The organism is Priestia sp. YIM B13486, assembly GCF_042787865.1.
In the GTDB taxonomy this organism is placed as follows: domain Bacteria; phylum Bacillota; class Bacilli; order Bacillales; family Bacillaceae_H; genus Priestia; species Priestia megaterium.
Window position 1 is genome coordinate 154,068 of sequence record NZ_JBHZOZ010000002.1, and the last position, 23,267, is coordinate 177,334.

Below are 23,267 nucleotides of genomic sequence, written 5' to 3' on the forward strand. Positions count from 1 at the left end.
TCCATAAAAAAGAAAAATGTCCTGTTTTAAAATTAGTTTGGAGGAAAGTTTTTTCATTTGTTTCTAAGCTGTTTTTGTCTAACAAACAGGTAAACTGCATCCAATTCTCTAGTTTCTTTTTAGGCTGCTTATATTATAATGAAACAAGGATTAAAAAAGACAGGGTAAAACAATCGATTAAATAAGTATAAAAGAGGGCAAGGGAGTAGGTCTATGAGCAGCTTTAACAGTCAGTTTTTGTATTCCGTTACAATCATTCTATTAGGATACATACTAAAACGAACAAACCTCCTTCAGCAAAAAGACGGGGAAGCTTTAGCCAGAATTATTTTTAATATTACAATGCCTTGCTTGATTATTGTCACATTCAGCAGTATTAAAATTGATGGATCGCTTATCTTACTATTAGTTATTGGGATTGTCTATGGCTTGCTGTTAGCTGCTGTAGGGGTTTTTGTTTTTCGAAAAGATGAGCGAAAAGTGAAAGGCATGCTGACGATGATGATTCCAGGATTTAATATTGGAATGTTTGCTTATCCACTAGTAGAAGGTATCTGGGGAAAAGAAGGACTTAAATACTTTGGTATGTTTGATGTCGGAAATGCCTTTGTTATTTTTGTTTTATGCTATGTGATTGGCAGCTACTACTCTGGGGATGATATTGACATTGAATTTAAAAAGATTTTATATAAAGTATTAAAATCAATGCCGCTTCTTACCTATGTAATCATTTGTCTTCTTGCGATTATAGGCATTCATTTACCATCATACGTATTAGACGTTTCAGGCATTATCTCGAAAGCGAATATGCCGCTTTCTCTTTTGCTTTTAGGCGTATACTTAAATTTTTCATTCCAAAAAAGCTATTTGAAAAAAATTATCATGTTTTTAAGCATCCGCTACGTGATTGGACTTGGCGTAGGGATTGCGCTGTTTTTCTTACTTCCATTTGAAGATATGTTTCGTTATACAATTTTAGTTTGTTTCATTCTACCAGTAGCGGGGTCAGTTTTACCTTACGCAGTAGAATTCAAATACGATCAAAAATTTGTCGGCACCGTGTCAAATATGACGATTCTGCTGAGCTTTTTACTGCTGTGGGGAATGACAAACATTTTAATGTAAATAACTGAGGACGCTCACACTTGTGAGCGTCCTTTTTGATGAAAAAAGGATATTCCCAAATAAACAGAGGTAAGCTAGGAGAAGAGAAAATCCATCATACATACAACCTGACGGGAGGAAAAAAAGTGGAGTCCTTAACTTTTGTTTTATTTGGCGCAACGGGTGATTTAGCAAAAAGAAAAATCTTTCCTGCTCTTTATAATTTATTTACAGACAAAAAGCTCCCTGATACTATTTCTATTATTGGATCGGGGTACGAGCAGATGTCTCATGAGGATTTTAAAGAGCGCGTAAAGCAATCTATAAACGATTTTTCGAGACGGAAAATGGAAAGTAACGAAGAAGATTTTTTGTCCCTGTTTCATTATCAAGCAGTAGACGCAAGCAAAATAGAAGATTACGAACAGCTGCTGAAACTTGTGAATGAGCAAGAAACAACTTATGGAAGTAAAGGAAATCGTTTGTTTTATTTGTCCGTAGCACCCGAATACTTCGATGTAATTGCTCTGCATATAAAAAAAAGCGGCTTGGATCAAACCAGCGGCTGGAAGCGTCTTATGATTGAAAAGCCGTTTGGACATGATCTTGTTTCAGCAAGAGAGCTTAATGAAAAGCTAAGCAGTACGTTTAAAGAAGAAGAAATTTATCGAATTGATCATTATTTAGGGAAACCGATGGTGCAAAATTTAGAAGCGCTTGAATTTACGAACCCCGTGCTGCAATCGCTGTGGAATAACAAACACATTGCAAATGTCCAAATTACGGCAAGTGAAACAGTCGGTGTTGAAAATCGTGCAGGGTATTATGATCATACGGGGGCCATACGCGACATGATTCAAAATCATATGCTGCAGGTTCTCATGATGACAGCTATGCATCTTCCAAAACGAATTTGCTCAGAAAACATTTTAGAAGAAAAGCAAAAAGTAATGGAGTCACTGAGGAAAATTCAAGCGGAAGAAGTAGCTCGGGATGTTGTACGAGGGCAATACGGAAGCGGAGAAATCGATCATAAATCTGTTAGAGGATACAAAGAAGAGCCTGGCGTAGAAGCAGACTCTAAAAATGATACGTTTGTGGCAGCACGTTTATGGATCGATAATCCATTTTGGAAAGGCGTTCCTTTTTATATTCGAACGGGCAAACGAATGAAAGAAAAATCAACTCGTATCGTCGTAGAATTTAAAGATTCTTTAAAAGGTCTGTATGAAACTCCTTATGACAAAGTAGCACCAAACTTATTTATTATTGAAATTAGTCCAAGCGAAAACGTCGCTTTGCAGCTTAACAGCAAAAATCCATTAAAAAATGGTGTTATTGAGCCGGTTCGTATTACGTTTTCAAGAGAAGAAGGAAATGTACCGGAAGCATATGAACGAATTATTTACGACGCATTAATCGGGGACTCCACATTTTTTGCTCATTGGAAAGAAGTAGAGCTATCTTGGCAATGGGTGCAGCCCGTATTAGATGCATTTGAAGCTGATATGCTGCCGCTTTATGAATATCCATCCGGCTCACAAGGTCCTGAAAAAGCACAAAAATTAGTTGCACAAGAAGGCTTTAAGTGGTGGCTCGATGACGATGAACATGGGGAAGCACCTGGAGTGTTTTTGCCTATTTAAAAAAAGAGGCTAGGACAAAATTTTTTTCGTTGAAGAAAGATCCGAACGATGAATTGAGATTCTTGATGGAGGCTCTCAATTCATCGTTCGGATCTTTTTATTTATGTATCTCATTTGTTCGTCTTTGGATTGAATGAGTTTAGTTATGTCTCAATCGCTTTTGGTGTTTAATCGTTTTTGTAAATGAACAAGATCATGATGTAAATGTTTTTGCATATGTTCAACAGCTTTTAAACTGCGTTTTTTCATAAAGGTGAACACTTGCTGATGCTCATCTAAAATCTCAGCAGCGCGTCCTTTACCTTTAAAATTAAGCACCCGACAAAAATAAATCAATACATTTACGCTATCGAGCTGTTTTTTTAAATGTTTATTATGACTGTATTGAAGAATCAGCTGATGAAAATGTTCATTTAGCTCAATAAGTCGAGAATCCTCGGCTCCTTGCTTTATTTCCTCAGCGGTTCTATCTAACAGCTGCTCAATGAAAAGAAGCTCTTCATCAGAAGCGCGAGTAATACACAGCTCAATGGCTAAAGACTCTAAAGCCGTACGAATTTGATAAATTTCTTCTACGTCTTCAGGAGACAGGGAATAAACAATAAAGCCTGTTTTTTGATCTGCAACTAAAAGGCCGTCTTTTTCTAATAAACGCATTGCTTCTCTTATGGGAGAGCGGCTAACCCCAAATGCTTTAGCTAGCTGGGTTTCATTGATTCGCTGGCCCGGTTTATATTCACCGTTCACAATCATTTGCTTAATTTTTTCATAAAATTGAAGATAGTATGGTAACGGCTTATGTAAATCAAAATTGTTCATTGATATACCTCGTTTATTTATAATCATTTATTTCCTAATTATAATACGCTTGTTCATAAGAGTCATAATAATTTTGAATTTTCGAAGAAAATGAATATATTCAGAATTTTCTTGATGAAAGCGTTCTTTTTACGTATAATCAAATAGATAATATCAGTCGACGGTCGACCGATAGGTTTTTTACATAAAAGACGCAGGGGGATTTTTGATGAAAACGTTAAAAATAGCGAACATACCAGGAGATGGAGTAGGAAAAGAAGTTGTGCCGGAGGCGGTTAGGGTCCTTCATACGATTGCAGATCTTCACGGGGGATTAAAATTTGAATTTACAGAATTTCCTTGGAGCTGTGATTATTATTTGAAATACGGACAGATGATGCCGGAAGATGGGCTAAAGCAGCTTCAACACTTTGACGGAATTTTTTTAGGGGCTGTAGGAAATTTAAATCTTGTGCCAGATCACGTGTCTTTATGGGGTCTGCTCATTAAGATTCGTCGAGAATTTCAGCAGGTAATTAATATTCGTCCAGCCAAGAGGTTAAAAGGCATCGCATCTCCACTAACGAACCCAAAAGATTTTGATTTAATTGTTGTTCGTGAAAATAGTGAAGGAGAATACAGTGAAGTAGGAGGCCGGATTTATCAAGGAGAAGATCAAATTTCTATTCAAAATGCGGTTTTTTCTCGAAAAGGAACAGAACGAGCAATGCGCTACGCCTTTGAATTAGCTTCTAAAAGAAAAGCAAAAGTTACAAGCGCAACGAAGTCAAATGGAATTGTTCATTCCATGCCGTTTTGGGACGAAGTGTTTCAAGATGTTGCCAAGAGTTATTCTCATATTGAAACAGACTCACAGCACATCGATGCGCTGGCGGCTTTTTTCGTTACAAATCCAAGTCGTTTTGATGTAATTGTGGCAAGCAATTTATTTGGAGATATTTTAACAGATATCGGAGCTGCTATTATGGGAAGTATTGGCGTTGCTCCCGCTGCAAATATTAATGTGAACGGAAAATATCCTTCGATGTTTGAACCGGTACACGGGTCTGCTCCTGATATTGTCGGAAAAGGAATTGCAAACCCAATCGGACAGATTTGGACGGCTAAAATGATGTTGGATCATTTTGGTGAACAAGAATTAGGCAGTCATTTATTAGAGGTTATCGAGCAAGTGACAGAATCGGGCATCATTACACCAGATGTTGGAGGCAGCGCAACTACTAGTGAAGTAACGGATCAAATTATTTCTCATTTAAAGAAGTGAAGGTTCTAAAAGAGGCTAGGACAAAAGAATATTAGACGAAGTGAAAAACGAACCATTGATCAAAGTGTTGGATTCATGGTTTGTTTTTTTTGTGGTAAACGTAGGTTTCATGTGTGTAGGTCTTTCTAGCAGTTGGTTGGAGGGTAAGGCGAAGATTCCCGCGAAAAGCGAAGCCTTGGACGGAAATCAAAATCGATAAATACATGTTGACACTTACATATATGAACCCTATAATAGTTTGAGTTGAGATAATTCGTATACATATTATTTCTGGACTGTGATTTAGTTTGTTTTAATAAATAGATACGAATAAACAAATAAAAGGAGGAAAATCATGCAGAAATCGAAATTATGGACAAAAGATTTTTTAGCGGTCTCATTGACCAGCTTTTTTGTTTTCGTCATTTTTTATATGTTAACTGTCACATTGCCGCTGTTTGCAACAGATGAACTTCATGCAAGTAAACAAAGCCTAGGGCTAATTGTGACAATCTTTTTAGTGTCCGGTATTGTGTTCAGACCGCTAGCCGGTAAGTGGATGACAACATTAGGACAAAAGAAAGTACTATTAATAGGTGTCTTTATCTTTTTAATTGGTTCTATTTTATATATGAATATTCACTCATTATCTGCGCTGCTGTTGCTGCGTGTGCTTCATGGTATTGGTTTTGGAATGAGCACAACTGCTACAGGAGCAATTGTTGCAAATGTAATCCCAGAACAGAGAAAAGGCGAAGGGATGGGGTACTATGCGACGTTTATGAACTTAGCAATGGTAGTAGGTCCGTTTGTAGGCTTAACGTTAACAAATACTTTAAGTCATACAGCGGTTTTTACCGTTGCGGTTGTATCTTCTGTTTTAGCAGTATTATCCAGTCTAGTACTTCGTGTACCTGAGGTGCAAGCTTCCTCTGCAACAAATGAAATACAGCCAGCTAAAGGTCTTGCGGCGTTTTTTGAATACCGTTCGCTGCCTATTTCTGTTGCTGGCCTTGTGGTAGCTTTTTCATATGCAAGTGTTATTTCGTTTGTGTCTATTTATGCAAAAGAAATGGGCTTTACGCAAGCTTCAAGCTTTTTCTTTGTTGTATACGCGGTGTGCTTATTAGCTTCTAGACCTTTTACTGGAAAATGGTTTGATCAATACGGAGAAAACAGCGTGGTATATCCGTCCATTTTATCTTTAGCTATCGGTATCTTTTTACTTAGCCAAGCGACAACAAGCTGGGTGTTTTTATTAGCTGGAGCATTTATTGGATTAGGCTTTGGAACGATTACATCAAGTTTTCAATCCATTGCTGTAAAAAAAGCTTCTCCTCATCGCCGAGGTGTCGCCACAGCTACGTTTTTTGTGTTTTTTGACTCTGGAATGGGTTTAGGGTCCTTTTTATTAGGCATTTTATCCACAGCAGCCGGATATAAAGGAATGTATGTATTCTGTTCTGTTGTTGCTCTTTTAGCTATAGCAGTATACCTTGTATTGCACGGTCGAAAAAGTCAGAAACAGCGCATTATTTCTCAAAATGAATCATTAGGAAAATAACATAAATAAAAAAAGGCGTGCTCAAGGGGAGCATGCCTTTTTTATTTATGGAGCTCTAAAGAAAACGAAAACGGCTGTGAGCATATCGATATAGAAGCCTCCTGATTTCTTTAGAGATTTCTTTTATTCCACTTCTTCTTTTGTAATCCACTCACTGGACCATGTCTGAATTTCCTGAATTACCGGCGCTAGTGCTAATCCTTTGTCGGATAATGAATACTCGATTCGAACAGGAGTTTCCGGAATAACCGTACGAATGACGATTCCTTCATGTTCTAATTCTTTTAAGCGCTCGGATAAGAGCCTTCCGCTTACTGGAAGTGCTTCTTGCATTTGAGAAAACCGCTGTGAGCCGGAAAGCAGCTGAAAAATGATCAAACTCGTCCAACGTTTCGTTAGTATAGTAACAGCCTTTTCAAAACGTGGGCAGAGTGCTAAACCGTCCATGTTATTACCTCCATTCTCTTCCTATATTATAAAACAAAGTCAGCATTTTATCTAGTGTTATGTAATTTAATTACTTAAAGATTATAAATTACTTTACGTATTTATATTTTGATTATATAATTTATATAATTATAAAAGTTAATTACTAAAAGTAACAAAAAGAGCATAAAAGCTTTACAAGATAAATGTATCGTCATATAATACTTTAAGCAAGTAAAGTTACTTACTTTTAGTAAGCTGATACATCAATTAAAAAAGATAAATGTAGTGAAGTGCTAAAAAAAACAGTTGTTCATGTGAGAGATTGAGCACAATGTGAAAATAGTAGATAAGTGAAAGACACATAAGAGGAGGAAATGACTGTGATTAACCAAAAAGTTGTTTCAATTTTAAAAGATAAAATTAACGTAGTAAAAAATGAAGACCATTTTATTTATATAGTAGGACCTATTACGCTCCCTGTGAATCTGGATGGCGAGACACAAGTATTTAGTTGGTATTCATGGTTGCGTTCTGATAATGTAAAAGAAGGATCTTTAAGTACGGAAGAGCTTATTGAAAAAATGCAAGGAGCTAATTTAGCTGACATGCAGCAATCTAGTGTTCTTGTGTACGGAGATTTTCAAGAATCGCATGAGGCACTCATTCGTATGCACAGTATCTGCCATACGGGAGATATATTCGGAAGCAAACGCTGCGACTGCGGTTTTCAATTAAAACAATCAATGAAAATGATCGTCGAAAATGGGAGCGGAGCGCTATTTTATTTAGCAAATCATGAAGGACGCGGCATTGGCCTATTCAGCAAAGCAATGGCATACGTTCTTCAAGAAAACGGATTTGATACGGTAGAAGCGAATGAAGGGTTAGGATTTGAAGATGATACTCGCAGCTATAGTGATGCCATCAGCGTGTTAAAAGTGCTGCGCCAAAAACCGGTTACGCTGATTACCAATAATCCAAAAAAGCTAATCGCGCTTGAGAAAAACGGCGCACTTTTATCAGGGCGCGTTCCACTTTGGGGAGATGTATCGCAGTTTAATGAAAAGTATTTGGATACTAAAGTTAAACGTTCAGGACATTTAAAAGAGGAGGTTCTTCTTTGATCAATCACGAATTTTATATGAATATAGCTTTACAAAACGCAAAATCAACAAAAGGACAAACAGAGCCAAATCCGCTTGTAGGATCGGTCATTGTAAACGATAATCGAATCGTTGGAATTGGTACGCATTTAAAAGCTGGCGAACCGCACGCTGAAATTCACGCGCTGCGAATGGCTGGCGAACAAGCAAAAGGAGCGACTGCTTACGTAACGCTAGAGCCTTGTTCACACCACGGGCGTACAGGTCCTTGTGCTGAAGCGCTAGTTGAAGCCGGTGTAAAAAAAGTGGTCATAGCAACTTTAGACCCGAATCCTTTAGTAGCAGGTAATGGAGTCGAAATTTTAGAAAACGCAGGCATTGAAGTTATAACAGGTGTATGTGAAGAAGAGTCACGTCAAATGAATGAGGTCTTCAATAAGTATATTGTAACGAAGAAGCCGTTTGTTTCATTAAAGTCAGCGATTACGTTAGACGGTAAAATAGCAACTGCTTCTTCTCACAGCAAGTGGATTACGTCTGAGGAAGCTCGTTTGGATGTACATCAGCTGCGTCATGAAACAGCGGGTATCTTAGTAGGGGTGAATACGGTCATTAAGGACAACCCTGAGCTGACAACTCGTATTGAAGGCGGCCGCAGTCCAATTCGTATTGTGATGGATTCAAAGCTGCGCATGCCGCTTGAATCTAAGCTAGCAACGGATTCTTTAGCTCCAACGTGGATATTTACAAGTCAGGGCTATTCAAAAGAAAAAAAAGAACAGCTCGAAAAGCAAGGCGTCGAAGTATTTGTTACAAGCGGTGAGGACAAAGTAAATCTTGAAGATATGCTTTCTATACTAGGTGAGAAATTTGTGTCGTCTCTTTTAATTGAAGGAGGGGGCGAAGTGAATGCCGCATTCGTGGAAAATCGTTTAATTGATAAATTGGTGCTGTATATGGCTCCAAAGCTTTCAGGAGGAAAAGAAGCTCCTACTTTCCTAGAAGGAAAAGGCATAGAGAAAATGTGGGACGCAGTGGACGTGGAGCGTCTTTCTGTGACGTCAATCGGCAAAGACTTTAAATTTGTTGGATATCCTGTTTATAAATAAAAATGTGAATGAGAATGGAACAAAAATATGTTAGTTGAAGAAGATCCGAACGATTTATCGTTCGGATTTTTTGCTGTTATAGTGAACATAAGTTTCATATATGCAGGTGCTTTTAGCGGTGTAACAAGTGATCTATATTAGCTTATTCATCCTATTTGTTCGTCTGTAGACTGGATTGATTTCGTTATGTCTCAATATTATTTTTTTACAGGATTTTTTAGAGAAGAGAAATCATACACTATTTTACTCTTATAGATTAATTTGCTATTATAGGGAATGGTCAATTTCGAAACATTGTATAAATTTTTAACGTGTTTACAGTTGACTATCTAAATAAAATCACTATATGTTTATAGAGAGAATATATTATGTGAAAGTAAGGGTGAGAAAAGAGATGAGAGAGTATAGAATTGGGAGTGTTATGAGAGACCTTCGCAAAATGGCAGGGTTGACACAACAAGAATTATCAAGAGACATTTGTACACAAGCGCAAATCAGCAAAATTGAAAACGGTGAAGAATATCCATCAAGCATTACCCTCTATAAAATTTCTAAGCGCCTTGGCGTAGATGTTAACTACTTTTTTGATAGTGTCGAATCACCTCGACTTGATTACGTAGATGCGGTTCAATCGTTAATTCGTCAATATATTCGTCAGAGAGATTATGATGCTATTCATAATATCATTGTAAAAGAAAAAGAAAGTCCGCTGTTTCAAAATCCGCTGAACAAGCAATTTTTAATGTGGCACGAAGGTATTTGCGTGTATTACATTCATCATAACAAAGAAGATGCGCTGTCTAAAATGTACCAAGCGATCGAGCTTACTAAGCAATCGGCAACGTTTTATAAAGAAAGAGAAATTGAAATTTTAAATAGCATTGGAATTATTCTTTATGAAGAGAAAGAGTATGAACAGGCTCTAGATACATATCAAACAGCACTCAAAAGCTTAAATGAGCTGCCCCAAACAAAAGACGAAAATATAAAAATTAGAATTTTAAATGCACTTGCCAAAACGCTTGGAGATATGAGTAACTATGATGAATCATTAATATATAGCAACCGAGGAATCGATTTGTGCATTAGTAATGAATCAATGTATTTATTTGGAGAACTTCATTACCAAGCAGGAGAGAGCTTAATCAAATTAGGTAAAATTGAACAAGGTAAAGAATATATGGAAAAGTCTATGACCATTTTCACCCTGCAACGAAATGAGCGATTCGTCAAGCTAGTAGAAAAAGAACTTGAAGCTCTATTTGTTTAAAATATTCCTATCATTATAATTTTTGAGAAATTTCTATCAAAATGGAGGAAATCCATGATTTTAAGGGGATAAATGCTGATAGAAAGGAATTCATCTACTTTTATCCTGTGATACACTAGAGTCAAATCAAAGAAAGAGGAGGAAATAATTATGAAAAAAGTATTAGTCGGTATGGCATTAGCGTTTACATTAGTAGCAGGTGTTGCTTCAGTTGGAACAAGCGTAGCAACAGGAGATTTTTCAACATTAGGTCTTCCAAGCCAACATTAATAAAAAAAGCCGTGCTAAGAAGCACGGCTTTTTTTATTGTGTTTTACTTGACTGATCTTTGTTGCGTTTGTTTCCCTTTGAATTATCCCCGCTTGAAATTTCTTCACCCATTTCAACAAGATGGTGCTGCGTTTTTGGGCTACTTTGATTAGCGCTTCCTTTATTATTCTTTTTTGTCATCTTCATTCTCCTTTAAAATGATGGCAATGCATCGAGATTATTTGTTTTGTCATGGTCAGGAATACTGCGAATATACGTACCGCCGTCTTTCCCTACAAAGGTACTCACATGCTCAACGTCTCCGGCTTCTACTTTCTTTAACGCTTCTTCATAGGTTAAAACAGCTCCTGAAGCCGTTTGAAATTCTAGCAGGTCACCCTCTGCATTTTTACGTACCGCAACGAAACGTTCTTTCATACAAATAAACACCTTCCTTTACATCTATATGGTTGCTGAAAAAGTCGTTTTTATTCATTGCAAAAAGTGATAAGGTAAAGAAAAGAGTACAAAGGGGATAAAAAATGACAACATTTAATTGGCATGACCAAGCTCAAGACGAGTGGAACCAAAAAGTATCATTTTGGAATAGCCGAAGTGAAGAAATGTGGAAAAACGGAAGTCGGAAAACAGTTATTCCATTTATTCAAAAACATCTTAAATCAGGTGGTATAGTGGCAGACGTCGGCTGCGGTGATGGGTTTGGGACGTCTCTTCTAGCCGCTTCTGGATATAAAGCAATCGGTCTTGATTTATCAGAAGAAATGATTCAAAAAGCATCCCAACTGCATAAAAGTGAAAATTTGTCGTTCGCTCAAGCTGATATTATGAAGCTCCCGCTGTCTTCTGAATCAGTAGAAGGGGTTATGGTAATCAACGCCCTGGAATGGACGGAGCACCCGCGATTAGCTCTGAAGGAATTGCACCGAGTTGTAAAAACAGGAGGATATGCATGTATAGGTATTCTTGGACCAACTGCTCAGCCTCGTACTAATAGTTTTCAAAGACTATATGGTGAAGACGTTATTTGCAATACGATGATGCCGTGGGAGTTTGAACAGCTTGCAAAAGAAAATGGATGGGAAGTAATCGATGGCGAAGGTGTATATAAGCGAAATGTTACAGATAAGCTGATTGGACAGCTTCCAAATGAATTAAAGCAAGCCTTAACGTTTCTATGGCTATTTATGCTCAAGAAACAATAAAAACAGCACACCTCTCCTTATATGTAGCTGTACAAAGGGTACACTACAAACTGGAGGTGATGACATGAGTAAAATTAAAAAAGACCGCTCAAAATCAGAGCTAGGTTCACCAAATGTAGAAGGACAAGGGACGACCACTTCTGAACAAGGTGTTCAAAGCAGTTCAGCTAACAAAAAGCAGAAGCGTTCATAACAAAAATAAAACGAACTTGCAGGGAGAACAACGAGCTCCCTGCAAGTTCGTTTTATTTATGGGGTCAGTTTTATAAATAAGAAGGTATTGTGTGCAAGATTATAGATAGCTTATAATAAAATCTGAGCCAATAATTGTAATTTTATACAAGCTTGGTTTACAGCTGATGTAAAGTGGAGGTGTAATAAATGGTAAATAAAAGATGTTTACCGGATACTGCAGCGTCTCATGCAAAGCCTGATATTAGAAAGGCGATACTTTGCATGGGGTGGACGGTTTAGTAATAGACATCGCCTAACCGCGCATATCTCATTTCTAATATATACGGCTTTGCCCCTTATTGTATAAGCAAAACCACATAAGGAGCTGGCAGAAATGACGTATGTAAAAGCAACAAATATTTTACCTGAAGAGCTGATTAGTGAAATTCAAAAATACATTCAAGGAGAAACCATTTATATTCCAAAGCCGCAGAAGGCAAAAAGAAAATGGGGAACTTGCTCTGGTGGAAGAAAGTTGATTGACGAGCGAAACGAACGGATTAAGAATTTGTTTGAAAAAGGAACTTCAATTGAGGAACTAGCCCGTGACTACTTTTTATCAACCGAAACCATCAAAAAAATTGTATATAAAAAGCAACGGTAGAAATCAAGCGCTGGCAACTGAATGCCTGCGCTTTTTTAGGTATAGTTTATTTCTGATTTATTTTTTACATTTCATAAAAGGAATCCGTACGGTAAAGTAAAAAGTAGCTAATTAAATGAAGAAGGAGTGAAGAACGTGGAAGCGTTTATAAGAAATGATCAATATAATTTTATCAAAAGCCAAACGCAAATTCTTATCAATGGGCATGGAACAGTAAACAATTCTGATGTGCTGCAGGCTTTAAAAGCTCTTGCAAAAGAAAAAGTATTAAATGTGTTTGATGTTCTTAGCGAGGAACAGGAAGAATTACTGCTGTCAGTTGCTGAGGTTAGAAATAAGGAGCAAGCAGAGGTGTTTTTAGAAACGATAAAGCCTTACGTGATTCCATTTAAATCTTTTACAGAAGCTGGCGTGAAAAAGCTGTTTCCAAAAGTGAAAAAGTTAAAAGTCCCTTCTGCTGATAGCATGGATCTAACGAGCATTTCCTATGTTAGCTGGATCGATAAAGGCTCAAACAGAAAGTTTATCGTAGCGCAGGAGCCGTATACCCAGAAGTTAAAAGGTATTCAAGGAACATTTAAACCTATCAATCAGAAAGGAATATGCACGCTTTGCCACAGCTACGAGGAAGTCGGTATGTTCACTGCTGAAATCAAAGGAACTGTTCAAGGGACATTTACACAACGAGGAAATTATATTTGTCACGATAGCGAAGCATGTAATCAAAATCTGCTTACCTTAGAGCGGCTTCATGATTTTATGTTAAGGCTCAGTAAATAACATGCGGCTAATAAGAAGAATACAAAAAGAGAAGGTTCAGCCTCTATACTTTTGGTGAGACTGAGCCTTCTTTGTCTATCTGCTTTTCTCGATTGGATTGTCACGATAGCTAATCCAATCGCTCCAGCTGCCGGCATATAATTTTACATTTGGAAAACCTGCTGATTTTAAAGCTAAAACGTTCGGACAAGCAGATACACCCGATCCGCAGTATACAATGATTTCAGCGTGAGAATCAATAGCTGAAAACATTTCCTTCCACTCTTTATCTGTTTTCCATAAACCTTCTGAAGTTAACACATCTTGCCAGAAAGAATGAATGGCGCCTGGGATATGTCCTGCTACAAAATCAATGGGTTCTTCTAAGCCGAGATATCTCCTTTTTTCACGAGAGTCGATAAGAACAACATTAGGGTTATGAAGATTCTCTTTTACGTATTCAACTCCTGCAAGTCCCCAATCTTGTTGAACGAAAGGTACAAACGTTTGAGGGGAAGCTTCTGGGACGTTCTTCGTTGTTTCATATCCCGATTGCTTCCAGTTATTAAAACCTCCATTTAAAATTTTTACGTCTTCAATTCCTATATATCGCAGTAGCCACCATGCTCTTGAAGCCATCATTCCGTTTTGTTCATCATAAACGACGACTTTTGAATCAGCATTAATTCCTAAGCTGCCGAGCTTTTGAGCTAGTTTTTGAACGTCAGGCAGCGGGTGTCTGCCTCCGCGAGAAGCAGCTGCAGAAGACAAATCTTTTTCTAAATCCAAGTAATGAGCATGCGGGAGGTGCTCATTTTGATAAGCATTTGCGCCTGCCTCAGAATTTCCAAGGGTAAATCGGCAGTCAAGCAACACAATGGAGTGTTGGGGGTGCTGTAATGCAGTATGTAAGTCAGCTGGTGAAATAATAGTATTCATAACATTCACATCCTTTTACCAAAATTCTAGTTGAAATAACTAAAAATGAAAAGCGTTATATGTAAATTACGGCAAAGCTATTTTGTTTTCCTTCAATTATTCCCCGTAGAATAATTGACCATTTTAACGCTTATCTGATGCAGAGCGAAATGCTCCTGTGCTACAGTTATAATAAGAGTTACATAGTATAAGTCAAATGCTCAGCGTAATGTCGTACCTACTATTGAAGAGAAGGAGAGAGAAAGATGCAAACAAATGAAAAAAAAGAATTTAAACTGATTGCACTAGATATGGATGGAACGCTGCTGAACAATCAGCAAGAAATTTCTAAAGAAAATCGTGAGGCCATTGCTAAAGCTCAAGAACAAGGTGTTCATGTGGTGCTAAGCACAGGGCGATCTCTTTTAACATGCCGTGAATATGCGCAGTCTCTTCAGCTATCTTCTTACCTTATTACAGTAAACGGAAGTGAAATTTGGGATGAATCTGGAGAGCTTGTAGAACGAAAGTTAATTGATGCTGCTTATATCGAGAAGATGTGGAATTTAACGCAAGAGCATAAGCTTAACTTTTGGGCGGTGACTACGGATAAAGTATGGAGAGACGAATTTCCAGAAGATATTGCCTCACAGGAATGGCTGAAGTTTGGCTACGATATTCCAGATGATGTTTTACGAGAAGAAGTGCTGAAACAAATAGCAGGCATTTCAGATTTTGAAATTAGCAACTCTAGTTTAACGAATCTAGAAATTAATGCACTTGGTATTAACAAAGCAAAAGGGATCATGACCGTATGTGAACGTTTGGGCATTTCAATGGATGAAGTCATTGCCATGGGAGACAGCTTAAATGATATGGCTATGATTGAAGCGGCAGGGTGTGGAATCGCCATGGGAAATGCTCAGGAAGCTGTAAAAGAAGCAGCGGACTGGGTGACAGATACAAATGTCAATAACGGAGTAGCGAAGGCTATCAGCCACTGGGTGCTGAAATAACAGCAGCTCTCCATGTTGCACAACTTAACTGCTTCCCGCATAAACTGATACTGGATGCCTCCCTTAGAGTTCGTCTTATACGTATATATAAGGAGAAGCCATCTAGTTAAGGAGTGGGGAGTATGAGTGATTTATCATTAGACAAGCTGTTACAAAAAGCAGAAAATAAGTTGCAAGATGTACATGAAATAGTGCAGGAAAAAGCGTACGAGCTCATTGGGCAAGCATATAAAGAAAGCATATTTGTTAGTATCACTGAAGGATTTAGATCGATAGAGCATCAGCACAAACTATATTCACAAGGCCGAACAACACCAGGAAGTATTGTGACTAATGCCAAAGGCGGGTATTCTTATCATAACTATGGACTAGCTTTTGACATTGCGCTGCTTGATAACGACGGAAAAGTTGACTGGACCATTGATCGAAGATGGAACAAAGCGGGAGAGATAGGAAAAAGGATTGGGTTGGAATGGGGAGGAGATTGGACAAGCTTAAAAGATTACCCTCATTTTCAATATACATTCGGTTTATCTTTGTCGGAGCTTCGAAGTGGAAAAGGACCTAAAAAACAGACGCCAAAGGCTTCAAGCATGTTAATTAAATACGGAGATCGAGGAAATCACGTACAGTTAATTCAGCGTATGCTTATTCACTTAGGTTATTCTCTTTTTGGAGGCGCAGACGGTATATTCGGGTCTTCCACTTTCAAAGCGGTAAAAGCTTTTCAACAAGCACTTTATCTGCAGGTAGATGGAATAGTTGGACCGAAAACACTCGAAAAACTCTACAATAATTTTAATAAAACTATGTTCTAAATAACCATAAAAACCGATAACGAGAAAAGGAAGAAAGGAGATGGATGGAAATCGTCTCCTTTCTTCCTTTTCTGTAGTTATAGTAGAAAAACTGAAATTTATAAAGAAATAAAAAGGATTTTCTAAGCGTAAGAAACGTTCACGTGATCTAACTGGATAACATTGCTCAACAACACGATATCTTTATATATTTCACTTTTTACAGAGGCGTTTGAACAGTTTTGATAGTCTTTCAACAAGCGGCCAAGTTCTTTAATAAATAACAACGTCTCTTGTTCATTAATCATAGTCAAAACTCCTTGTTTAGAAATGAATCCAGGTCATTATATAGGAATTCTATCATATCTATACGCACCTGTTGACAAAAAAAGTTCGTCAATTTTTTTGTGAGAAGAAGAAATTTAGGGATATGTGGAATGCGTTCGACTCTCTCATTTTATATATATGCAGCTTGTCTAAAAATATGAGAGTAGTTATAGTAATATTTACTCCTAATCATGCAACTTAAAACCTATTTTAGAGGTTATCCGTAAATTCCCTCTATTGTAGAGGGATGGAACAAAAAAAGAATGTCTCTTTTTGTATCTTTAGTATGATAATGTTTTGAAGAAATAAGGCATATTTTTGAGTGTTAAGATGGATTTGAATTAGATCTTTTGACACGCTCTTTTTGTAGGAGAGGCATATTTACTTTCTATCAAGGGAAATCGTAAAGCTCCAAAGAGTTTCTAAATCAGAAACTCTTTGGAGCTTAATTTTTTGGATAAGGGATGTGCAAAAGTTCTGGGACGGTCACAAAATGATATCCTTCTTGCTTAAGTCTAGGAATGATGGTATCCAGCGACTTTGCGGTGTTGGAAAGGTCCATGGTCCAATGGCCGCCGTCGTGCATCAAAACAATTGTTCCGGCGTGCATATTCTTAAATACATTATTGGTGATTTCTGTTTCTGGGATTTGCTTCCAGTCTAATGAATCAGAAGACCAGTTAATCGCATAGACATTTTCATTTGGAAGCTCGTTGATCATTTCTTGCGTTAAATTTCCATATGGAGGACGAAACAGCTGTGTTTCAAAACCGGTAATGTTTTTAATAATAGCCTGAGTTTTGGCAATTTCCCAGTGAAATTTTTCAGTAGATTCCTTTAGTAAATTGGGGTGCCAATAGGTATGAATCCCAACAGCATGACCTTCGGCTACCATTCTTTTCACCAGCTCAGGGTGTTCGTGAGCTTTTGCCCCAATAAGAAAAAAGGTTGCTTTAATACCATGCTTTTTCAATTGATCCAATACATGTGGAGTAAAGCGCGGATCCGGTCCATCATCAAATGTTAGGGCGGTTTGCTTTAGTTGGTTATTACCTTGATAAAGCAAACGGTCACGCACAGCTACATTTTTTACTTGTTCCGCTTTACATAGTGCAGGAAGGGCTCCATTAAATAAGAAACACAGTGTAAAAAGCAGTATGCTAATTCTTCGTATCATGTACATGCACGCTCCTTTCTAGGGCAAAGTATAACGTTATGATACCCGATTAAAAATTTTGTATGAAGCTGAATTTCCCTTTTGTGTCAAAGCGTATGATATGCATGAAACAGCGTACTATAATAAACAGTTACTATTAGGTGAAGAAAGGAAAAAGCAGATGAAAAAAATAATGATTGCCGTAGCATTGATTTTTTCGCTAAGTTTATCTCCCTTAGCTGAATATATTTCCTATCATGATGACTATAACGTAAGTGCAAGGTCGTATCGTTCGGGGAAGCGGTCCTTTAATAGACAGCCAAGCGTTAGACAAAATGAGCCGAGGTCTAATTTTTCAAACCGCAGAAATGGAACTGTAAATCGAGGAGTTACCCGTTCAAAACGAGGAGGATTCGCCCGTGGACTGCTTTATGGCGGCCTGGCAGGGATGTTATTTGGGGGTTTGCTTGGTCATATGGGTGCACTGGGCGGGATTTTTGGGTTGTTAATTAACATTTTAGCTATTGTGCTTATAATTAATTTAATTCTGCGTTTATTCCGCCCTTCTCGTCGCGACAATAATTGGAGGTAGACCGTAATTGCTGTCATAAACTAATAAGAAAGCTCCATATAAATAAGAAAACGCTTTCTATAGTTAATCGAAAGGATGAAACGTATGTCAGCAAACAGACAGCGCAGCAAATACCTGGCGTTTTGCACAGAATGCGGTCTCCCAAACAGGTTAACATTGTTTCTTTTAAGACAGTACGTTGCGACAGACGAATATAGCGGATTTTATTGTGGGAATTGCGGAATTCGAAACGAATTTCCAGATTCGGTCATTGAATATATTAAAGAACTTTAAAAAAAGCTGGGACAAGAAAATCCGAACGTGTTTGATTCTCCATCAAGAATCAAACACGTTCGGATTTTTTCATTGGTAGGGTGAACGTAGGCTGTATGTAGGTGCTTCTAAGGTGAAGAGTTCTGGGGGAAAAGCGGAAGAGGTGAGACCCTGCAGGAGCAAAAGTGGCGAGGAAGCTCATCGGCCGTCCGCGGAAAGCGACGTCTTGCGTCGAAATCAACACCGGTGAAACAAGCGATCCATACTAGACCATTTATCCCGTTTGTTTGTCTGTAGATTGATTTCGTTATGTCTCAATCTCTTTATTTATTTGATAAAACTATGTTCTAAATGCAAATTGAAAAGAAAAACATAGCTGTGCACAAAGATAACTAAATACTTTTCTTTATTAAGGATAATCAATAATTTCCTCCCTTCAGGCTTGCTGATTAAGGGCAGTGTAAAATGATTTATAAGAAGAATAGATAAAATGAATAGCTGTAAGACCTAACTAACATTTTTTGATTGCAGAAAATCGATTGAACCATACTTTAGAAGGAAGCATATACTACATTAAAATTTTAGAAAACGGAGGAATTGACTAATGCCTGTTTCCGTCATTTTCAACCAAATAAATGTGGTAAGTATGGTTTCCAATTCAGTAATTGCTTCGGGTCAAAATAGCCAGCCAGATTGGAATTCCCAAGGTAAATTTAACTTAGGAAACGGATTTTCTGTAAATTCAGCTATACTGGGCAGTACGAATATCATCAATGATCAAGATGTTTGTGACATTCCAATTACCCAGCCGGAAAATATTAATCCTCAGCCCGTTTCTCAATTCTAGGGAAAAAGAAGATGAAAGAAGTTGAAAAAGTTGATTATAAAATTTACTAATCTTAATGTTACGTATATTTCTACTAATTCTGGTATTTTCACAGGGGAAAATACTCAATCAGATTGGCAAGTAAATTGGAAAAGTAATACGGGGTTTGGTGAAATAATCGGCTATAACAACTTTGCCTCTCAAATTGTAAATATCATTAACGATAATGATGTCGTTGATTCCTATTTTTCTGAAAATATAGATGTCAACAACGCCCCTGTTACACAAAGTTAAATGAGGAAAAACGGGTTCTGCAAATACCCGTTTAAGCACTCTATTAATTATTCTGTCAGAGTGGCGAGAATAGATTAGTAATAGAGTTAAACCATCTTTTATACAGATGGTTTTTTGCTAGCTTATTTTAGGGTGTAATCGCAGCTATTAACATAGACTAAAAGGTAATGACAGGAATACTTTTATCGTAAACGGAGTAAGTATCATAGAAAAGACGTAAAAGCTCAAATGGTTAAAGAGACGTTCAATTTGAGGTGAACAGATAAGAATTTAAACATAAGATAATGTATTTTCAGTTTTATATTGAATGTGATGAAGCAAACTTCTGTCTGTGAGGTGTTGTCCATGGCTAATATTCACTATCATTCGATTAAAGTAAACAAAATTCAAAATAGTTCAGGCCTATTTTACGGCGTTAATATTCAATATAAGTGGAATCATAAAAGTCGAATTTCTGATGGTTTCGGAAAAGTAGTTGGTGATTCTAATAAAATTTTAAATAATACCACCATTGCGAAAATCCCTAAAAAGAATGATGAATAAAAACGTAGAGTCAATCCTCCTTTCTGACCTGTTCAAAAGAATCATTTACATCATCTTCACCAAGAACAAGATGTGTGTTATAGGATAGTTGATTATCATCTCCCAAAATTGTTCCAAAACCTGAATTACTGCTGCTGATTGTAGTTTCCCAATTTTGTTGCACATTCTTCCCTATAAAAACTCCTGCGTTGTTTTTAACCGAATTTACGGTGAGATCATCAAAAACGATCTGAGGAGAACGAAGATGTATTTTCATAATTCCTCCCGATACATATGAGACATTAATAGAAGTCATCTAATACACTATTATATGTTGTAGATGGGCTAAAAGTGTTAAATCAAATAAGGGGTCAAACTCTATGGATGAAAAGGTGCTGAATATACTCCAAAACATTGAAAAAAGGCTTACAGATTTAGAAAAAAACATGAATGAACTTTCAAAAAAAACGGTTCATTCTTTTCATTTAGATATAGAGAACGTTCAAACACTAAACTTGGACGAACTGTCTTATTATTTAGAGCATATTGATGTAAAGGAACTTAGTGGAACTTTGAATATTGGTAATACTTTTCCTTCGCAAACGAATCAATATCAAGCGCCGGGAAACAAAGGTAAAAAAACAACAAATGAATCTGATGTCAATCGAAAATCGGGTAGTCAGAATAATAAAGAAAAGGGTCCTTCTGAAATATCAGTTAAAATTAATGAAAGAAGTGTCCCTTATACACTAACCCATACGGAAGAAATGAGGGAGCCTGATCAAGCTCTAGAATCAACTTTTAGCATAGGTGACATCCACATTGGCACAATTGAAGATGCTTCAGCTGTAAATTTTGGTAATAACTTTCCCACAAACTTCAGAAGTCATAAAAAAGTGAGTCAAGGATTTGGCAATATTTTAGGCAATCAAAATGACATTCATGACATCTTATCCTCTTTGGAAGAAAAAGATATATCGGAAGTATACAATGAAAGCCAAGACGGCAAGCCACCTGAGTGGCTGGACACAATGGTAGAAGAACAAAAGAAGGAAATGGATGAAACAAAACTAAATGAAGATGAAAAGGGAGAATGAGCAATAGTATGTGAGTGTTGGATCTCAAAAGCAGTGTTGTTGGTGCTGAATTTTTGAAAGAAAGCTTTAATTGCGGAATAAAGAAGAATTAGTAATAGAAAACCTGCTTCTCTAAACGAGCAGCAGGTTTTCTATTTTATTTCTCATTTGCTGCAGTTTTAACACAAAAAGAGCATGCGTAACTTTAATTGAACACTGGGACAGATCCGTTCTTTCATTCCCACAGATAAGGAGTGTATGGACAATTAAGTAAGAAACGTTGATATAACAAGGTTTCTTAGACTTTTTCTAAGGAATTGCCCACATTTTGCCCACATCATTTAATGTTGATTCAAATTCAAAGCGCTGCTAAAGCTATCCGCGGCGCTTTTTTGCATGTCCGGCATTGCATGAGCGTATACCTCTAAGGTAATATTAACACTTGAATGACCTAAACGTTCTGAAATTACTTTCACGTTCTCTCCTAATTGTAGAAGAAGAGTAGCATGAGTGTGCCTTAAATCATGAAAACGAATTTTTGGCAAACCTAGTTGATCACGAACGATATAGAAATCTTTTGAAATACTTCTTTGATTCATTGGTGCTCCTTTATGTGTAGATATCACTAAATCTAAGTCTGTAAATTCAGGTCCTAATTGCAATTTTGTTTCCATTTGTCTTTTTCTGTGTTTGCGCAATTCCTGAATTAGAAAATCATCAATTGAAATACTTCGTTTTGCAGCATGAGATTTTACCCCGTCAAACTCATGAATCTAAGCATGATGGCGAACCCTATCGGTTTAATTATCGCAGCTTTAGTAGGTCTAGGTGTAGCTTTTGTTGTGGCTTATAACAAGTCTGAAACATTCAGGAACTTTGTAAATAAGCTTTGGGATGCGATTAAAACAGGAGCTATGTTTGTTTTGGATTTCTTCAAAAACAACTGGCAAACCATTTTAGTCCTCTTGACAGGCCCGGTTGGAATAGCAGTTGCATTAGTCATTAAATATTGGGATGCAATCAAAAACGCAACGATAACAGCATTCAACGCGGTGAAGAAATTTGTTTCCGATGTATGGAACGGCATTAAACTCATTACAAGTGTCGTAGTCAATGCGATGGTTACTGATGTTAGAAACCAGTGGAATAGTTTGAAGAGTTGAACGACATCTATATTCAACGCTTTAAAATCATTTTTAACTTCGGTATGGAACGCTATTAAGTCCACTGTTAGTAAAGTGGCTAGTGCTCTTGTTAACTATGTAAAAGGACAGTGGAATGCATTAAAAAGTAACACAACAACAGTATTTAATGCAGTGAACTCTTTCCTAACGAACGTATGAAATGCAATTAGAAACACAATCCAAAAAGCAGCAAACGATGTGTTTAACCTTATGAAAGCAGCATGGAATAACCTGAAGAATACCACGACTTCTATTTTTAACGCAGTGAAAAGTTTCTTAACTAATGTATGGAACGTTATTAAGAACACGGTATCTAAGATTGCGAATAGTACTAAAGATGGCGTCGTGAATGCGTGGAACAAATTAAAGAACCGTACAACTGAGATGTTCACTACTATTAAAAAGAAAGTAACTTCTATCTTTGATGACATTGTAGGTGGGGCAAAGAAATTACCGGGTCGTATAGGTGACGGAATCAAGTCGATGGCATCTGGTGTAAAAAAAGGTGTCACTTCATTTGCGAATGTTTTAATGAAGACTATGGGAAAAGGATTAAACGGAACTATTGACGGAGTCAACTGGGTTCTAGAAAAAGTTGATGCACCGAAGATTAAGAAGTGGCCTGTTCCTCAATACGCGAAAGGTACAGAAGGACATCTACAAGACGGTCCAGCTATTGTTGGTGATGGAAAAAAGAAAGAATTAATTGAATATCCGAATGGTAAATTTGCGCTATCTCCTGCTACTGACACACTTGTTAACCTACCTAAAGGAACTCGTGTTTATAGTGGTGAACAAACATCAAAAATTCTAAAAGGTGTTCCAATGTATGCAAAAGGCATCGGTAACATGGTTAAGGACTTAGGAAGCAAAGCTGTTGATAAAGGTCATGAGCTATACGAACATGCTAAGGATAAAACAGTCGAAATAGCGGGTAAAGCTTAGCACTTG

At 37.2% G+C, this 23,267-nt stretch carries 30 protein-coding genes; 21 read left to right on the plus strand and 9 right to left on the minus strand.

The window, feature by feature from the left end; all coding sequences use genetic code 11:
* Nucleotides 1-213 precede the first annotated feature (213 nt).
* The gene (locus ACFX4G_RS04935; RefSeq protein WP_043981988.1) at nt 214-1,125 is read left to right on the plus strand and encodes an AEC family transporter; all 912 of its coding nucleotides are present in this window, start codon (nt 214-216) and stop codon (nt 1,123-1,125) included.
* A gap of 125 nt (nt 1,126-1,250) precedes the next feature.
* Nucleotides 1,251-2,750, plus strand: a complete 1,500-nt coding sequence (zwf, locus tag ACFX4G_RS04940) for a glucose-6-phosphate dehydrogenase (RefSeq protein WP_162214084.1) — start codon at nt 1,251-1,253, stop codon at nt 2,748-2,750.
* A gap of 150 nt (nt 2,751-2,900) precedes the next feature.
* On the opposite strand, the gene ACFX4G_RS04945 is transcribed toward zwf, so the two are convergent.
* Entirely contained in the window at nt 2,901-3,569 is a 669-nt protein-coding gene (locus ACFX4G_RS04945) for a GntR family transcriptional regulator (RefSeq protein ID WP_043981990.1), read from the minus strand.
* A gap of 208 nt (nt 3,570-3,777) precedes the next feature.
* Between ACFX4G_RS04945 and ACFX4G_RS04950 the strand changes: the two genes are divergently transcribed.
* Both ACFX4G_RS04950 and ACFX4G_RS04955 read left to right on the plus strand, forming a co-directional pair.
* Nucleotides 3,778-4,833, plus strand: a complete 1,056-nt coding sequence (locus tag ACFX4G_RS04950; protein ID WP_043981992.1) for a tartrate dehydrogenase — start codon at nt 3,778-3,780, stop codon at nt 4,831-4,833.
* A gap of 334 nt (nt 4,834-5,167) precedes the next feature.
* On the plus strand, nt 5,168-6,376 hold the full coding sequence (locus ACFX4G_RS04955; protein WP_162214085.1) for an MFS transporter: 1,209 nt from the start codon (nt 5,168-5,170) through the stop codon (nt 6,374-6,376).
* Between the two features lie 123 nt (nt 6,377-6,499).
* Here the strand turns inward: ACFX4G_RS04955 and ACFX4G_RS04960 are convergent, their stop codons facing one another.
* Nucleotides 6,500-6,823 (minus strand): winged helix-turn-helix transcriptional regulator, encoded by a 324-nt coding sequence (locus tag ACFX4G_RS04960; protein WP_014460492.1) that lies wholly within the window; start codon nt 6,821-6,823, stop codon nt 6,500-6,502.
* Nucleotides 6,824-7,179: 356 nt separating this feature from the next.
* On the opposite strand from ACFX4G_RS04960, the gene ACFX4G_RS04965 reads away from it, so the two are divergent.
* The 3 genes from ACFX4G_RS04965 to ACFX4G_RS04975 all read left to right on the plus strand — a co-directional run bounded on the left by ACFX4G_RS04965 (nt 7,180) and on the right by ACFX4G_RS04975 (nt 10,287).
* Nucleotides 7,180-7,929: a GTP cyclohydrolase II gene (locus tag ACFX4G_RS04965; RefSeq protein WP_170943785.1), complete on the plus strand. Its 750-nt coding sequence runs from the start codon at nt 7,180-7,182 to the stop codon at nt 7,927-7,929.
* Nucleotides 7,926-9,017 (plus strand): bifunctional diaminohydroxyphosphoribosylaminopyrimidine deaminase/5-amino-6-(5-phosphoribosylamino)uracil reductase RibD, encoded by a 1,092-nt coding sequence (gene ribD, locus ACFX4G_RS04970; RefSeq protein ID WP_237074828.1) that lies wholly within the window; start codon nt 7,926-7,928, stop codon nt 9,015-9,017. The genes ACFX4G_RS04965 and ribD overlap by 4 nt, the downstream gene beginning before the upstream one ends.
* Nucleotides 9,018-9,411: 394 nt before the next feature.
* Complete coding sequence (locus tag ACFX4G_RS04975; protein WP_014460489.1) at nt 9,412-10,287, plus strand: helix-turn-helix domain-containing protein; 876 nt, start codon at nt 9,412-9,414, stop codon at nt 10,285-10,287.
* Between the two features lie 303 nt (nt 10,288-10,590).
* Here ACFX4G_RS04975 and ACFX4G_RS04980 read toward each other — a convergent pair whose 3' ends face one another.
* Nucleotides 10,591-10,737 (minus strand): hypothetical protein, encoded by a 147-nt coding sequence (locus ACFX4G_RS04980; RefSeq protein ID WP_377573072.1) that lies wholly within the window; start codon nt 10,735-10,737, stop codon nt 10,591-10,593.
* A 12-nt stretch (nt 10,738-10,749) separates the two neighbouring features.
* Nucleotides 10,750-10,974 (minus strand): DUF3892 domain-containing protein, encoded by a 225-nt coding sequence (locus ACFX4G_RS04985; protein ID WP_043981998.1) that lies wholly within the window; start codon nt 10,972-10,974, stop codon nt 10,750-10,752.
* A gap of 104 nt (nt 10,975-11,078) precedes the next feature.
* On the opposite strand from ACFX4G_RS04985, the gene ACFX4G_RS04990 reads away from it, so the two are divergent.
* The 4 genes from ACFX4G_RS04990 (at nt 11,079) to ACFX4G_RS05005 (ending at nt 13,377) form a co-directional block, all read left to right on the plus strand.
* Nucleotides 11,079-11,759: a class I SAM-dependent methyltransferase gene (locus ACFX4G_RS04990; RefSeq protein ID WP_162214087.1), complete on the plus strand. Its 681-nt coding sequence runs from the start codon at nt 11,079-11,081 to the stop codon at nt 11,757-11,759.
* A gap of 64 nt (nt 11,760-11,823) precedes the next feature.
* Nucleotides 11,824-11,952 (plus strand): YuzL family protein, encoded by a 129-nt coding sequence (locus tag ACFX4G_RS04995; RefSeq protein ID WP_013056674.1) that lies wholly within the window; start codon nt 11,824-11,826, stop codon nt 11,950-11,952.
* A gap of 375 nt (nt 11,953-12,327) precedes the next feature.
* The gene (locus tag ACFX4G_RS05000; RefSeq protein WP_043982002.1) at nt 12,328-12,597 is read left to right on the plus strand and encodes a CD3324 family protein; all 270 of its coding nucleotides are present in this window, start codon (nt 12,328-12,330) and stop codon (nt 12,595-12,597) included.
* A 135-nt stretch (nt 12,598-12,732) separates the two neighbouring features.
* Complete coding sequence (locus ACFX4G_RS05005; protein ID WP_162214088.1) at nt 12,733-13,377, plus strand: FusB/FusC family EF-G-binding protein; 645 nt, start codon at nt 12,733-12,735, stop codon at nt 13,375-13,377.
* A 75-nt stretch (nt 13,378-13,452) separates the two neighbouring features.
* Here ACFX4G_RS05005 and ACFX4G_RS05010 read toward each other — a convergent pair whose 3' ends face one another.
* Complete coding sequence (locus tag ACFX4G_RS05010; protein WP_043982006.1) at nt 13,453-14,295, minus strand: sulfurtransferase; 843 nt, start codon at nt 14,293-14,295, stop codon at nt 13,453-13,455.
* A gap of 245 nt (nt 14,296-14,540) precedes the next feature.
* Between ACFX4G_RS05010 and ACFX4G_RS05015 the strand changes: the two genes are divergently transcribed.
* Both ACFX4G_RS05015 and ACFX4G_RS05020 read left to right on the plus strand, forming a co-directional pair.
* Nucleotides 14,541-15,290 carry a Cof-type HAD-IIB family hydrolase gene (locus ACFX4G_RS05015; RefSeq protein WP_043982008.1) on the plus strand — a complete coding sequence of 250 codons (750 nt, stop codon included), beginning with the start codon at nt 14,541-14,543 and terminating at the stop codon, nt 15,288-15,290.
* Between the two features lie 122 nt (nt 15,291-15,412).
* Complete coding sequence (locus tag ACFX4G_RS05020) at nt 15,413-16,108, plus strand: peptidoglycan-binding protein (protein ID WP_230185265.1); 696 nt, start codon at nt 15,413-15,415, stop codon at nt 16,106-16,108.
* Nucleotides 16,109-16,230: 122 nt separating this feature from the next.
* On the opposite strand, the gene ACFX4G_RS05025 is transcribed toward ACFX4G_RS05020, so the two are convergent.
* The gene (locus ACFX4G_RS05025) at nt 16,231-16,395 is read right to left on the minus strand and encodes a hypothetical protein (protein WP_013056680.1); all 165 of its coding nucleotides are present in this window, start codon (nt 16,393-16,395) and stop codon (nt 16,231-16,233) included.
* A gap of 464 nt (nt 16,396-16,859) precedes the next feature.
* Nucleotides 16,860-17,591 carry a polysaccharide deacetylase family protein gene (locus ACFX4G_RS05030; protein ID WP_074896013.1) on the minus strand — a complete coding sequence of 244 codons (732 nt, stop codon included), beginning with the start codon at nt 17,589-17,591 and terminating at the stop codon, nt 16,860-16,862.
* 160 nt (nt 17,592-17,751) lie between these two features.
* On the opposite strand from ACFX4G_RS05030, the gene ACFX4G_RS05035 reads away from it, so the two are divergent.
* The 5 genes from ACFX4G_RS05035 (at nt 17,752) to ACFX4G_RS05055 (ending at nt 20,077) form a co-directional block, all read left to right on the plus strand.
* Complete coding sequence (locus tag ACFX4G_RS05035) at nt 17,752-18,162, plus strand: hypothetical protein (protein ID WP_028408813.1); 411 nt, start codon at nt 17,752-17,754, stop codon at nt 18,160-18,162.
* Between the two features lie 84 nt (nt 18,163-18,246).
* Nucleotides 18,247-18,435 carry a hypothetical protein gene (locus ACFX4G_RS05040; RefSeq protein WP_014460480.1) on the plus strand — a complete coding sequence of 63 codons (189 nt, stop codon included), beginning with the start codon at nt 18,247-18,249 and terminating at the stop codon, nt 18,433-18,435.
* 625 nt (nt 18,436-19,060) lie between these two features.
* Complete coding sequence (locus ACFX4G_RS05045) at nt 19,061-19,261, plus strand: hypothetical protein (RefSeq protein WP_225049698.1); 201 nt, start codon at nt 19,061-19,063, stop codon at nt 19,259-19,261.
* Nucleotides 19,262-19,282: 21 nt separating this feature from the next.
* On the plus strand, nt 19,283-19,534 hold the full coding sequence (locus tag ACFX4G_RS05050) for a hypothetical protein (RefSeq protein WP_034275938.1): 252 nt from the start codon (nt 19,283-19,285) through the stop codon (nt 19,532-19,534).
* Nucleotides 19,535-19,879: 345 nt separating this feature from the next.
* Nucleotides 19,880-20,077, plus strand: coding sequence for a hypothetical protein (locus tag ACFX4G_RS05055; protein ID WP_028408811.1), 198 nt, complete (start codon nt 19,880-19,882; stop codon nt 20,075-20,077).
* Nucleotides 20,078-20,087: 10 nt separating this feature from the next.
* Here the strand turns inward: ACFX4G_RS05055 and ACFX4G_RS05060 are convergent, their stop codons facing one another.
* On the minus strand, nt 20,088-20,333 hold the full coding sequence (locus tag ACFX4G_RS05060) for a hypothetical protein (RefSeq protein WP_043982015.1): 246 nt from the start codon (nt 20,331-20,333) through the stop codon (nt 20,088-20,090).
* Between the two features lie 103 nt (nt 20,334-20,436).
* Here ACFX4G_RS05060 and ACFX4G_RS05065 point away from each other — a divergent pair, with 103 nt between their 5' ends.
* On the plus strand, nt 20,437-21,153 hold the full coding sequence (locus ACFX4G_RS05065; RefSeq protein ID WP_377573077.1) for a hypothetical protein: 717 nt from the start codon (nt 20,437-20,439) through the stop codon (nt 21,151-21,153).
* Between the two features lie 320 nt (nt 21,154-21,473).
* Here ACFX4G_RS05065 and ACFX4G_RS05070 read toward each other — a convergent pair whose 3' ends face one another.
* A complete protein-coding gene (locus tag ACFX4G_RS05070; protein WP_377573080.1) occupies nt 21,474-21,830 on the minus strand; it encodes a tyrosine-type recombinase/integrase in 357 nt (118 codons plus the stop codon).
* 81 nt (nt 21,831-21,911) lie between these two features.
* Between ACFX4G_RS05070 and ACFX4G_RS05075 the strand changes: the two genes are divergently transcribed.
* Entirely contained in the window at nt 21,912-22,295 is a 384-nt protein-coding gene (locus ACFX4G_RS05075; protein WP_377573083.1) for a hypothetical protein, read from the plus strand.
* A gap of 219 nt (nt 22,296-22,514) precedes the next feature.
* A complete protein-coding gene (locus tag ACFX4G_RS05080; RefSeq protein ID WP_377573086.1) occupies nt 22,515-23,261 on the plus strand; it encodes a phage tail protein in 747 nt (248 codons plus the stop codon).
* The last annotated feature ends 6 nt before the right edge of the window (nt 23,262-23,267 follow it).

What these genes read in the sequence shown, in the direction of transcription:
- ACFX4G_RS05035 (WP_028408813.1), top strand. Translation starts at nt 17,752, where the DNA reads ATGAAAAAAATAATGATTGCCGTAGCATTGATTTTTTCGCTAAGTTTA.
- ACFX4G_RS05075 (WP_377573083.1), top strand. Translation starts at nt 21,912, where the DNA reads ATGATGGCGAACCCTATCGGTTTAATTATCGCAGCTTTAGTAGGTCTA.
- ACFX4G_RS04955 (WP_162214085.1), top strand. Translation starts at nt 5,168, where the DNA reads ATGCAGAAATCGAAATTATGGACAAAAGATTTTTTAGCGGTCTCATTG.
- ACFX4G_RS05010 (WP_043982006.1), bottom strand. Translation starts at nt 14,295, where the DNA reads ATGAATACTATTATTTCACCAGCTGACTTACATACTGCATTACAGCAC.
- ACFX4G_RS04985 (WP_043981998.1), bottom strand. Translation starts at nt 10,974, where the DNA reads ATGAAAGAACGTTTCGTTGCGGTACGTAAAAATGCAGAGGGTGACCTG.
- ACFX4G_RS04945 (WP_043981990.1), bottom strand. Translation starts at nt 3,569, where the DNA reads ATGAACAATTTTGATTTACATAAGCCGTTACCATACTATCTTCAATTT.
- ACFX4G_RS05065 (WP_377573077.1), top strand. Translation starts at nt 20,437, where the DNA reads ATGGATGAAAAGGTGCTGAATATACTCCAAAACATTGAAAAAAGGCTT.
- ACFX4G_RS04960 (WP_014460492.1), bottom strand. Translation starts at nt 6,823, where the DNA reads ATGGACGGTTTAGCACTCTGCCCACGTTTTGAAAAGGCTGTTACTATA.
- ACFX4G_RS04995 (WP_013056674.1), top strand. Translation starts at nt 11,824, where the DNA reads ATGAGTAAAATTAAAAAAGACCGCTCAAAATCAGAGCTAGGTTCACCA.
- ACFX4G_RS05020 (WP_230185265.1), top strand. Translation starts at nt 15,413, where the DNA reads ATGAGTGATTTATCATTAGACAAGCTGTTACAAAAAGCAGAAAATAAG.
- ACFX4G_RS05015 (WP_043982008.1), top strand. Translation starts at nt 14,541, where the DNA reads ATGCAAACAAATGAAAAAAAAGAATTTAAACTGATTGCACTAGATATG.
- ACFX4G_RS04935 (WP_043981988.1), top strand. Translation starts at nt 214, where the DNA reads ATGAGCAGCTTTAACAGTCAGTTTTTGTATTCCGTTACAATCATTCTA.
- ACFX4G_RS05030 (WP_074896013.1), bottom strand. Translation starts at nt 17,591, where the DNA reads ATGATACGAAGAATTAGCATACTGCTTTTTACACTGTGTTTCTTATTT.
- ACFX4G_RS04950 (WP_043981992.1), top strand. Translation starts at nt 3,778, where the DNA reads ATGAAAACGTTAAAAATAGCGAACATACCAGGAGATGGAGTAGGAAAA.
- ACFX4G_RS04990 (WP_162214087.1), top strand. Translation starts at nt 11,079, where the DNA reads ATGACAACATTTAATTGGCATGACCAAGCTCAAGACGAGTGGAACCAA.
- ACFX4G_RS05055 (WP_028408811.1), top strand. Translation starts at nt 19,880, where the DNA reads ATGGCTAATATTCACTATCATTCGATTAAAGTAAACAAAATTCAAAAT.
- ACFX4G_RS04975 (WP_014460489.1), top strand. Translation starts at nt 9,412, where the DNA reads ATGAGAGAGTATAGAATTGGGAGTGTTATGAGAGACCTTCGCAAAATG.
- ACFX4G_RS05025 (WP_013056680.1), bottom strand. Translation starts at nt 16,395, where the DNA reads ATGATTAATGAACAAGAGACGTTGTTATTTATTAAAGAACTTGGCCGC.
- ACFX4G_RS04965 (WP_170943785.1), top strand. Translation starts at nt 7,180, where the DNA reads ATGACTGTGATTAACCAAAAAGTTGTTTCAATTTTAAAAGATAAAATT.
- ACFX4G_RS05045 (WP_225049698.1), top strand. Translation starts at nt 19,061, where the DNA reads ATGGTTTCCAATTCAGTAATTGCTTCGGGTCAAAATAGCCAGCCAGAT.
- ACFX4G_RS04980 (WP_377573072.1), bottom strand. Translation starts at nt 10,737, where the DNA reads ATGACAAAAAAGAATAATAAAGGAAGCGCTAATCAAAGTAGCCCAAAA.
- ACFX4G_RS05040 (WP_014460480.1), top strand. Translation starts at nt 18,247, where the DNA reads ATGTCAGCAAACAGACAGCGCAGCAAATACCTGGCGTTTTGCACAGAA.
- ACFX4G_RS05000 (WP_043982002.1), top strand. Translation starts at nt 12,328, where the DNA reads ATGACGTATGTAAAAGCAACAAATATTTTACCTGAAGAGCTGATTAGT.
- ACFX4G_RS05060 (WP_043982015.1), bottom strand. Translation starts at nt 20,333, where the DNA reads ATGAAAATACATCTTCGTTCTCCTCAGATCGTTTTTGATGATCTCACC.